A 10,265-nucleotide genomic window follows, 5' to 3' on the forward strand; every position below is an offset into this window, starting at 1 on the left:
GCTTTACTGGTGGGTGTTCGCGCTGTCGTTCGCGGTAGTGGCTTTGGTGACCTTCGGCACGGTGACGTTTCAAAACTGGCGTGCGGCGAATGCCAATCCGGTGAAGAGTTTGAGAAGCGAATAATTAAAAGTGAAAAACGAAAAGTGAAAAGTGAAAAGTGAAAAATGGAGCAAGGTAGTCAGAGTAGTAAAGAATAACCGTTGACCATTGTCCGAAAGGGCTGAAGGGCCGAATTATTTCAGCGCCATCTCGCAAGGGTAGGGGATCGACATCCGAAGTCCAACGTTGCTCTTCCGAGGTTCAAATTTGTTCTTCCGAAGTCCAACGATGCCCTTCCGAGGTTCAAATTTGTTCTTCCGAAGTCCAACGTTGCTCTTCCGAGGTTCGAATTTGTTCTTCCGAAGTCCAACGTTGCTCTTCCGAGGTTCAAATTTGTTCTTCCGAAGTCCAACGATGCTCTTCCGAGGTTCAAATTTGTTCTTCCGAAGTCCAACGTTGCTCTTCCGAGGTTCAAATTTGTTCTTCCGAAGTCCAACGATGCCCTTCCGAGGTTCGATTTTGGTCTTCGGAGGTTAAACCCCAATTCCGCGATACACAACATGTATGAGGGTATACGCCGTAGAGACGTAATGAATTGCGTCTCTACGGCGTGCCTCTCGTGGTTTATCTGACCGCTGACGGCTGACGGCTGAAAACTGACAAAATGCAATGTTATGACACACGGCCGTGCATGCTCGCTACGGTTTGAAAAACGTAGGATATTCCTGCCTGATACGATTTTTCTATCTTATAACGAATAGCGATTAAAATATAATTTGTATTTTTGTCACGAAAATTATATAGCTGTTTGATTACTAACGAAAAAAAGAACTTGGCCGTGATAAAATTAAAACCGTTAAGCCATTTAGTCATGCAAAAGCCGAATGCGAGCTTGTTGTTGTTTGTTGCCACCATTGCAGCCGTTATATTGGCTAATACTCCTTGGGGCGAAGGATATTACCGTTTTCTCGACTTTCCCATCGATCTTCGTTTCGGCGACTTTATGTTTTTTGCGCATCATGGAGAACCGATGACGTTGTTGGCTTTTGTGAATGATGCCTTGATGGCGATCTTCTTCTTTGTCGTAGGGTTGGAAATTAAAGAAGAAATTTTGGTAGGCGAGCTAAGTTCGTTCAGAAAAGCGTTGCTGCCGGTGATTGCTGCCTGCGGGGGGATGATTGTACCGGTGCTCGTTTATTTCGCGATTTGTCATCAACATCCCGAATCGCATGGAGCGGCCATCCCCATGGCCACCGATATTGCGTTTGCCCTCGCCGTCTTGGGACTCTTCGGGAAACGCGTGCCGTTGAGTCTGAAAATTTTTCTGACCGCGTTGGCCATTGTCGACGATATCGGCGGAATTATTGTGATCGCGCTTTTTTACAGCGGCCATATTGCTGTGACTCCTTTGTTGATTTCGGTCGTTCTGCTGGCCGGCTTATATCTTGGCGGACGATTGAATATTAATAATGTATTGTTTTACTATGTCGGCGGTTTTATCGTCTGGCTGCTGTTTCTCGAGTCGGGTATACATCCTTCCATTGCGGGAGTGATGGTTGCCTTTACGGTACCGGCCCGGCCGATGGTTAAGCTCGACGAATTTGCCGGAGAAATGAAGGAGAATTTGTCGTTGTTGGATTTTTCTCAAGTCAAGCATTCCCGGCGTGCATCGGTGTTGAGTCCCGGCCAAATATTGATATTAAGCAATATACATCGTATTTCGAGCAATACGGTCAGTCCGCTGCAACGAATCGTACACCGGCTCAACCCGATGGTCAGCTATTTTATTCTTCCGCTGTTCGCTTTTGTCAATGCCGGCGTACGCTTCGAAGGATTTGATCCTTCGGCCTTATTAACGATACCTTTAGCCATCTTTTTGGGGTTGTTGGTGGGCAAGACCGTCGGGATTTTCCTGTTTGTCTATGTCGCGGTGAAGACGGGGCTTGTTTCGGTTTCGCAAGGTCTCACGAAAAAAGGCATGTTGGGTGTTTCGATGTTGGGGGGGATCGGTTTTACCGTTTCTTTATTTATCGCCAATCTTTCGTTCGCCTCATTGCCCGAGATCGGACCGGTGCTGCTGAACGAAGCTAAGCTGGGAATTTTTGCCGGATCGTTGGTTTCGGGACTATGCGGATACTTCTATTTGAAACGTGTTCTTCCTCATGAGGAGAAACCGGAAGAGTAGAAAAAAGAAACTTTTATCGAGAGTCGATAATTGTATATATTCATTTTAAATTATTATTGAACATGGGATTTGTTAAAGAATTTAAAGAGTTTGCCATGCGCGGCAATGTGTTGGACATGGCGATTGGTATCGTAATCGGCGGTGCCTTTGGAAAGATAGTTTCTTCGTTTGTCGCAGACTTGATAACTCCTCCGTTAGGCTTACTTATCGGAGGCGTGAATTTCTCCGATCTGAAGATTGTCTTGAAACAGGCTGTTATGCAGGGGGAAGAAGTGATTTCGCCCGAAGTGGTATTAGGCTATGGGAACTTTATTCAGGTCGTTTTTGACTTCCTGATTATCGCGTTTGCTATTTTCATGTTGCTGAAGGCCGTGAATAAGTTCAAAAGAAAAAAAGAAGAAGCTCCGGAAGCCCCGGCTGCTCCTCCTGCCGATGTGCAACTTCTGACGGAAATCCGCGATTTGCTGAAGAAGAATTAATCCATGTAGACCGGTGCGTCCGGGTGACGGCGAAGTTCGTCCATCATCCGGATGTCTTCCGGTATCGTGCGGTCTAAGGATAACGGCGGCAAGTTATCCAAAGCGAAAAAACCTTGATCGAGAATATCGAACGAACCGGACAATGTCCCTCCCAAGACCTCGCAAAGAATAAACATTTTGTAGATATAGAACGGACCGGCCGGATACGGATGGCATCGTTTGTCGACGACGGCCAGCAAACGTTCGGCACGCACGTTAAGCCCTGTTTCTTCCTTGGTTTCCTTTACGGCTACTTCTTTAGGCGTGTAACCCACGTCAGACCATCCTCCGGGCATAGCCCAACGGCCATCCGCTTTCTCGCGTACCAGCAGAATCTCATCTTTTTCGTTGAAAACAACGGCCCGGACATCGACTTTCGGCGTTACGTATTCTTTGGCCGGAAGATAGCAGGCATCGATTTCTTCTTCCCTGATACCACTGGCAATGCTGGTGATACGGTTGCTTATCTCGATCAACTCCTGACAACGGTCGATTTCGTATTCATTGGCCGAATAAGCCAGTCCGGTTTGCGAGAGCGCCCGGATACGCTGGGCAAGTATGATGAGTTCGTTTCTTTTTTCCATTGAGTAATCCAATAAGTTTGATTTTTAAACGGTGCAAAATTCAGATTATTTTCTAATTTTGCCACAAAAACCGGGTGAGGAAAAAATATCCATAGAAAAGACGTGACATAAACATGAATAACAATCAATATGAGAACATCTGTATATAACGTGGCCGCCATCATCGGGTTGGCTCTTTGCAGCCTGACTGCTTTTTCACAAGACGCGTTCGACAAATATTTCGAACCCAAGCGTCTCCGTGTGGATTTTGCGCTCAGCGGTGATGCGCAGGAACAGCGCGCGGCATTGCAACAACTTCGTGAAGAGCCTCTCTGGGGTGGTCCGAAGAAGAATCTGATCGATCCGTTCGGTTATGGCGGATATGATGTCAAGGTTTATGACCGGGCGACAAAGGAATTGATATACAGTCGGGGATTCAATACGCTGTTTGAAGAATGGCGTACGACGGAGCAGGCCAAGAAACAACCGCAATCGTGGACGAACAGTTTCTCCATGCCGTATCCCAAACAACCGGTCGAAGTAGAACTGTCGGCACGCAGTAAAGCCGATAACCGCTTTTATCCGCTTCTGAGAATCGAAGTCGATCCGCAGAGTATCTTTATCGATCGCGGCGGGTTAAAGAACCATCCGGTTAGGCGCTTGCAAGATGAGGGGGATACAGCCGAAAAAGTCGATCTGGTGTTTCTTCCCGAAGGATATACGGAAGCCGAAATGGGTAAATTCGAAGCGGATGCGCGGCGTTTTATGGAGTTGCTGTTTGCTACTCCGCCTTACGACGCTCGCCGTTCGGACTTCAATGTGTGGGCAGTCCATGTACCTTCCGAAGAGTCGGGCACGGATCTTTCCGGCAAAGGCGTCTATCGGAATACGGCTTTCGGATCCGGGTTTTATACATTCGGTCTGGATCGTTACCTGACCACTTCGGATATGAAATCGATCCGTGATGCGTTGTGGAACGTGCCTTGCGACGCGATTTTTATCCTCGTCAACTCGTCCGATTATGGCGGTGGAGGCATTTACAACTATTATGCGATGGGGACGGCCGATCACGAACGCACGGCGAAAGTGTTTGTGCATGAGTTGGGACACAGCTTTGCCGGTCTGGCCGACGAATATTTCGAATCGGAAGTGGCATATAGCGATTTTTACAACGTGAAACTCGAACCGTGGGAGCCTAATATCACCACGCTGGTAGATTTTGATTCCAAATGGAAGGATTTGTTATCGGAAGAGACTCCTGTCCCCACGCCTGCCGAGGGAAACGAAGAAAAAGCGGGAGTATATGAAGGGGGAGGCTATGTCGCTAAGGGGATTTACCGTCCGATGGTACATTGCATGATGCGCGACTATCATCCGTTCTGCCCAGCCTGTCGACGCGCGATTCTAAAGATGATCGATTATCTCTCCGACAAGTAGACGCGTTATCCTTCGATTTCACTCAGTTCGAGCCAGCGCATCGATTTTTCGTCAAGCTCGTTGTTGAGTAGGGGAAGACGTTTCGATTTCTCGGTCAGCTCATCGACGGAGAGCGTACCGCTGCATAACGCGTTTTCGAGCGCTTGTTTTTCGGCTTCGAGGGCTTCGATCTCTTTTTCCAGCGCTTCCAGCTCCATCCGTTCCTTGTATGAGAGCCGACGCTTGTCGTTCGTCCGCTGACGTGATGTCGAAGCTTCTGTTCCCGCTGCCGGTTTCGGGGATGCTTCGGCCTCTTCGCGCTCACGGCGCAGTTTTTCTTCCTTCCATTCGCGATACTGGGTGTAGTTGCCGGGGAAATCTTGAATCTCGGCATTGCCGTGGAAGATAAGTACATGATCGACGACCTTATCCATAAAATAGCGATCGTGCGAGACGACGATCACGCAACCTTTGAAGCTTCGCAAATATTCTTCGAGGACGTTCAGCGTGGCGATATCGAAGTCGTTCGTCGGTTCGTCGAGCACGAGGAAGTTCGGGTTACGCATCAGGATGGTGCAGAGGTATAGCCTTCGTTTCTCTCCTCCGCTGAGTTTATACACGTAATTGTGCTGCTTCTCCGGCGGGAAAAGAAAATGCCCGAGAAACTGCGATGCCGTCAACGTTTTTCCGTCGCCAAGGGTCAAGTGTTCGGCGATATCGTGTACGATGTCGATGACTTTGGCGTTCTCGTCGAATGACAATCCGTCCTGACTGTAATAGCCGAAACGCACGGTTTCACCGATGTCGAAATGTCCGCTGTCGGGAGCGACGTCGCCGATCAGCATCTTGATGAAGGTCGATTTGCCGGTTCCGTTCTGTCCGATGATGCCCAGTTTCTCGTATCGCGCGAACGTGTAATTGAAACTCTCCAGAATACGCAGCTCGTCGAACCGTTTGCAGACATTCACCGCATCGAAGATTTTGGAGCCGATATAGGCCGATTTGACATTCAGCTTGACATTGCCGGCCTCGCGTTTCTGCTTGATTTTCTCTTCCAGTTCGTGAAACGCATCGATACGGTATTTCGCCTTTCCGGCGCGTGCCTGCGGCTGACGCCGCATCCATTCCAATTCTTTTTTATACAAGTTATTGGCTCGTGCGAGTTCCGCGTGGCCGGCCGCCGTATGCTCCGTTTTTTTCTCGACGTAATACGCATAATTACCTTTGTACGAAAAGAGAGACTTGTGGTCTATCTCGATGATCCGGCTGCATATACGGTCTAAGAAATAGCGATCGTGAGTGACCATCAGCAGGCTGAGGGACGATCGGTTGAGGTAGTTCTCGAGCCATTCCACCATTTCGAGATCGAGGTGATTGGTCGGCTCATCGAGCAGGAGCAGATCGGGTTCGGTAATCAGCACGTTCGCCAGAGCGACACGTTTCAATTGTCCGCCCGAAAGAGTGCCGACCGGCTGGTCGAAATGTTTTATTTTCAGTTCGGTGAGAATCTGTTTGGCTTTCCGCTCGTAGTCCCACGCTTTCTCCTGTTCCATGCGGGTGATAAGCGTTTCCATTCGTTCCGCATCGGCATTGGAGGCAAGGGCCGCCTCATACTCGGCAATGAGCTGCACGGTGCGGTTGGATGAATGGAAGCAGGCTTCCAGCACCGTCAGTTCGTCGGGGTACTGTGGCGACTGTTCCAGCCAGGCCACCTGCCCGTCGTTTCGGAACACGATGCTGCCGCTGTCATACCCTTCTTTTCCGGCAATGATTTGCAGCAGCGTCGTTTTTCCCGACCCGTTGGGAGCGATCAGCCCGACTTTTTCGCCTTGCGCGATGCCGAACGAGATGTCTTCGAAGAGTACCAGATCGCCGAAGCTCTTCGTCAGATGATCGACCTGTAGAAACGGTGTCATTGTGTGCGTAACGGTGTGCGAAAAGTTACGGTGCTCAGCTTTGTTCTTTGAGGATAACGTCGTGCGCGCCGCCCTCGACGATGCTGGTCGACGATACTAACGTAATCCGGGCATCGCGCTGAAGCTCCTTAAGCGTGATGGAGCCGCAGCTGCACATCGTAGCCTTGATTTTTCCGAGCGTGATTTCGAGATTGTCCTTCATCTTGCCGGCATAGGGCACGTAACTGTCAACACCTTCCTCAAATTTCAACGTTTCCGCTCCGCCCGTGTCGTAGCGTTGCCAGTTTTTGGCACGGTTCGAGCCTTCTCCCCAATATTCTTTGACGTAGTTATTACCGATGCGCAGGGTCTGCGTGGGCGATTCGTCGAAGCGGGCGAAGTAGCGTCCCATCATCAGGAAATCGGCCCCCATGGCTAAAGCGAGGGTCATGTGGTAGTCATGTACCAGTCCGCCGTCGCTGCAAATCGGGATATAGATACCCTTTTCTTTGAGGTAGTTATCGCGTGCCTGAGCCACGTCGATCAGCGCTGTGGCCTGTCCGCGTCCGATCCCTTTTTGTTCGCGGGTAATACAGATCGAACCTCCTCCGATACCGACCTTGATAAAGTCGGCGCCCGCGTCGACGAGGTAGCGGAAACCTTTTTCGTCGACGATATTTCCCGCGCCTACCGGAATGTCGTAGCGGCTCTTGATCCATTGCAACGTCTCTTGTTGCCATTCGGAATAGCCGTCGGATGAGTCGATGCAGAGAGCGTCGACACCTGCTTCGACGAGTGCCGGCACTCGCTCTTTATAGTCGCGCGTATTGATCCCGGCGCCAACGAGGAGCTTCTTCGTCTCGTCCGAGAGTTCGTCGGGGTTATTGCGATGGCTGTCATAATCTTTCCGGAAGACGAAGTAGGCCAGTTTCTGGTCTTTATCGATAATGGGCAGTGAGTTGAGACGATGCTCCCACAAGATTTGGTTGGCTTCGCTCAGCGTGATCCCTAATTCTCCGACAATCAGTTTGGGAAACGGGGTCATAAATTCTTTGACCTTCATGTCCGGGCTGTCTTTTTCGATCCGGTAGTCGCGGCTGGTGACGATCCCGAGCAGCTTGCCGTTCGACGTCCCGTCGTCCGTAATGCCGATCGTCGAGTGTCCGGTGCTTTTGACGAGCTTGACGACGTCGGCCAACGTATGTTCCGGTGTCAGGTTCGAGTCGCTGACAACGAAGCCCGCCTTGAATTTCTTGACTTTGCGAACCATCTCGGCCTGACTTTCGACAGGTTGCGATCCGAAGATAAATGAAAGCCCTCCGTTGCGAGCTAACTCGATGGCCAACTCGGGTCCGGAAACGGCTTGCATGATGGCCGATACAAACGGAATATTCAACTCGATAAGCGGTTTCTCTCCGGCATGGTGCTTCACCAGCGGTGTTTTGAGTGATACATTCGCGGGAGTACATTGTTTGGTCGTCAGACCGGGAATAAGGAGGTATTCCCCGAACGTTCTGGATACATCTTCTAAATAAACAGCCATAATCTATAAGTTTTGAGACGAAAAAAATTGTACAAAAGTAGCGCTTTTCCTCAAATATGCAAAAAGAGACGCCGGAGCACGCGCCGATGTAGGGCCTTTTTCGGACGCATTCTTTTCGTCCGGTCAATTAGTAACGCATCTTATGGAAAAACGCAAACTGTCCGATACCGGCAGCTTGTGTCTGCCACGGCAAAGCGTCTTGTTTACGTCTTACCCCCGATCTTCCGGTTGTTTAACCTTAGGTTTTCTTTTTATATTGCTGTTTGAATGGGGCGATCACTTCTTGCATTTCGGGCGTTAGCAAACTTAACGCTTTCCGCTTGATGTTTTGGGGTATACCGTAGTATGCTTCGGCGATGCTTCCGGTCATGGCTGCGATCGTATCGCTGTCGCCGCCGATAGAAACGGCCAACCGTATGGCGCTTTCAAAGTCCGTGCTTTCGACAAAGCAGACAATCGCTTGCGGAACGGTTACTTGACAAGTCTCGTTGAACGTGTTCATCCGCCTGATCTCATGACACGTCATGTCAAGCGGATAGGTATATTCTTTCGTGACTAATGCTACCATCTCGGACTTATCAGCCCCGACGCGGGCATGATAGATGCAATCGGCGATACACATTGCCCCTTTGATGCCTTCCGGATGATTGTGGGTACATTCGGCCGACCGTTTGGCTTGGCTCAGTACGTCTTGCCGTGTCGGAAGCCATCCGCAGGGAGAAACGCGCATGGCAGAACCGTTCCCGAAGCTGTTGTACGGCTTCGGGATGTCGGAATGTACCCAGCGTGCGAACGAACCGCCGTAACCTCCCGTCGGGTAGGGGTATTTCCTACACCATCGGTGTATGGTATCTCCGAAATCCGAACCGTTCAGCAAGGCATCGGCTACAGCGACCGTACAAATCGTGTCGTCGGTAAAGTTGCAGTCCGGCGTGAACAGTGTAAAGTTTGTTTGGTTCGTGTTATTGAACTCGAATCGTGACCCGACGATATCTCCTATGATTGCTCCTAACATCTCTGTGTCGTTTTGTTAATGAGGTCTTACTGTTCTGTATTTGAGTTTTTGAATGAGGCTTTTAAATACAATGGGACTCATCTTTCGAAAAGTCCCAAGGCGGGGTCGGGGGGAATCCGATTCACACCCCCATCCGCTGCAAAGATATAAAATTTATCACAAACAAATGAATATACATGGTGAATTTACTCAAGCGAGCTCTTTTAGCAAGATTTTTTCTGTTTGTATCGTTTGCAGGTTAATCGCTTTCGCCGGAGAATGGCGCTTTTTGGGGTGAAGTGTATTCTCTACTCAACCGGTAAAACGTATGTTTATGTCACGGAAAAAGCGTGTTGATCATCCGTTAAAAATGAGGATTGATACATTTCGCATAATATACGGTAGAATCCGACAGGTGGATATGTTCATGGGCTTCCGCAGGGATCATATAGTTCATCTCATCCACGGGAGTTAGCTGTTCTTCTCTGTCGAAAAACAGAGCATAACACAAAATCACAGCGAAAAAAGATAATAACAATGCCTTCATTTTTTTATGCTTTTACTTGCATGATGCAACTTTATATCAAAACGCTGCATCGAATAGAATTATTGTTCAAAATAAACATTTTTTACCTTATGCGTTCTTTTCTATGCTCTCATATCGGATTGAAAAGAGGCAGAGCTATACACTGTTTGTAACAGATGAAATGGATAAGATGTTCAAGAGAATGATTAATGGTCAGCCAGCATTCTGCGATCAGTCCTGCGGGGGGTGAGGGGTTGGCTGCAACAATTACGAATTACGAATGACGAATTACGAACACAAGTAAGTGAAAAGTGAAAAACGAAGAGTGAAAAGTGGAGCAAAGTAGTTAAGTAGCAAAGTAGTCAAAAGGTAGTCAGAGTAGTAAAGAATAACCATTGACAATTAATTACGCTGAATGTTGTAACAGCCCCGCAGGGGCGTGATAATTCAGCCCAATGTGGAGCGAAGCGGAGCGTTGGGGAAAAAGGTTGCACCCATTGGGAGGGCTGAAAGCCTGACATATATTAATTGTCAATGGTCAATTGTTAATTGTTATGCCCTTGCGGGCGTTGAGGTGTTGGCTAC

At 49.0% G+C, this 10,265-nt stretch carries 7 protein-coding genes; 3 read left to right on the plus strand and 4 right to left on the minus strand.

What is annotated here, in order from left to right:
- Positions 1-911: 911 nt before the first annotated feature.
- Both nhaA and mscL read left to right on the plus strand, forming a co-directional pair.
- Positions 912-2,225, plus strand: coding sequence for a Na+/H+ antiporter NhaA (nhaA, locus tag EII41_RS12400; RefSeq protein ID WP_124790850.1), 1,314 nt, complete (start codon positions 912-914; stop codon positions 2,223-2,225).
- A gap of 62 nt (positions 2,226-2,287) precedes the next feature.
- On the plus strand, positions 2,288-2,704 hold the full coding sequence (mscL, locus tag EII41_RS12405; RefSeq protein ID WP_124752547.1) for a large-conductance mechanosensitive channel protein MscL: 417 nt from the start codon (positions 2,288-2,290) through the stop codon (positions 2,702-2,704).
- Here mscL and EII41_RS12410 read toward each other — a convergent pair.
- Complete coding sequence (locus tag EII41_RS12410) at positions 2,701-3,327, minus strand: NUDIX hydrolase N-terminal domain-containing protein (protein WP_124790846.1); 627 nt, start codon at positions 3,325-3,327, stop codon at positions 2,701-2,703. The genes mscL and EII41_RS12410 overlap by 4 nt on opposite strands.
- A gap of 129 nt (positions 3,328-3,456) precedes the next feature.
- On the opposite strand from EII41_RS12410, the gene EII41_RS12415 reads away from it, so the two are divergent.
- Positions 3,457-4,743: a M64 family metallopeptidase gene (locus EII41_RS12415; RefSeq protein WP_124790847.1), complete on the plus strand. Its 1,287-nt coding sequence runs from the start codon at positions 3,457-3,459 to the stop codon at positions 4,741-4,743.
- A gap of 5 nt (positions 4,744-4,748) precedes the next feature.
- On the opposite strand, the gene EII41_RS12420 is transcribed toward EII41_RS12415, so the two are convergent.
- From EII41_RS12420 to EII41_RS12430, 3 genes are all read right to left on the minus strand, one after another.
- Positions 4,749-6,638, minus strand: a complete 1,890-nt coding sequence (locus tag EII41_RS12420) for an ABC-F family ATP-binding cassette domain-containing protein (RefSeq protein WP_124790848.1) — start codon at positions 6,636-6,638, stop codon at positions 4,749-4,751.
- Positions 6,639-6,672: 34 nt separating this feature from the next.
- Positions 6,673-8,160 carry an IMP dehydrogenase gene (locus tag EII41_RS12425; protein ID WP_124752543.1) on the minus strand — a complete coding sequence of 496 codons (1,488 nt, stop codon included), beginning with the start codon at positions 8,158-8,160 and terminating at the stop codon, positions 6,673-6,675.
- Between the two features lie 238 nt (positions 8,161-8,398).
- A complete protein-coding gene (locus EII41_RS12430; RefSeq protein ID WP_124790849.1) occupies positions 8,399-9,175 on the minus strand; it encodes an ADP-ribosylglycohydrolase family protein in 777 nt (258 codons plus the stop codon).
- Positions 9,176-10,265 lie beyond the last annotated feature (1,090 nt).

Origin of the sequence: Tannerella forsythia (assembly GCF_003860135.1) — a bacterium.
Taxonomy (GTDB): domain Bacteria; phylum Bacteroidota; class Bacteroidia; order Bacteroidales; family Tannerellaceae; genus Tannerella; species Tannerella forsythia_A.

Excerpts from the sequence above, each read along its gene's own strand:
- nhaA (WP_124790850.1), top strand. The coding sequence starts at position 912 with ATGCAAAAGCCGAATGCGAGCTTGTTGTTGTTTGTTGCCACCATTGCA.
- mscL (WP_124752547.1), top strand. The coding sequence starts at position 2,288 with ATGGGATTTGTTAAAGAATTTAAAGAGTTTGCCATGCGCGGCAATGTG.
- EII41_RS12410 (WP_124790846.1), bottom strand. The coding sequence starts at position 3,327 with ATGGAAAAAAGAAACGAACTCATCATACTTGCCCAGCGTATCCGGGCG.
- EII41_RS12415 (WP_124790847.1), top strand. The coding sequence starts at position 3,457 with ATGAGAACATCTGTATATAACGTGGCCGCCATCATCGGGTTGGCTCTT.
- EII41_RS12420 (WP_124790848.1), bottom strand. The coding sequence starts at position 6,638 with ATGACACCGTTTCTACAGGTCGATCATCTGACGAAGAGCTTCGGCGAT.
- EII41_RS12425 (WP_124752543.1), bottom strand. The coding sequence starts at position 8,160 with ATGGCTGTTTATTTAGAAGATGTATCCAGAACGTTCGGGGAATACCTC.
- EII41_RS12430 (WP_124790849.1), bottom strand. The coding sequence starts at position 9,175 with ATGTTAGGAGCAATCATAGGAGATATCGTCGGGTCACGATTCGAGTTC.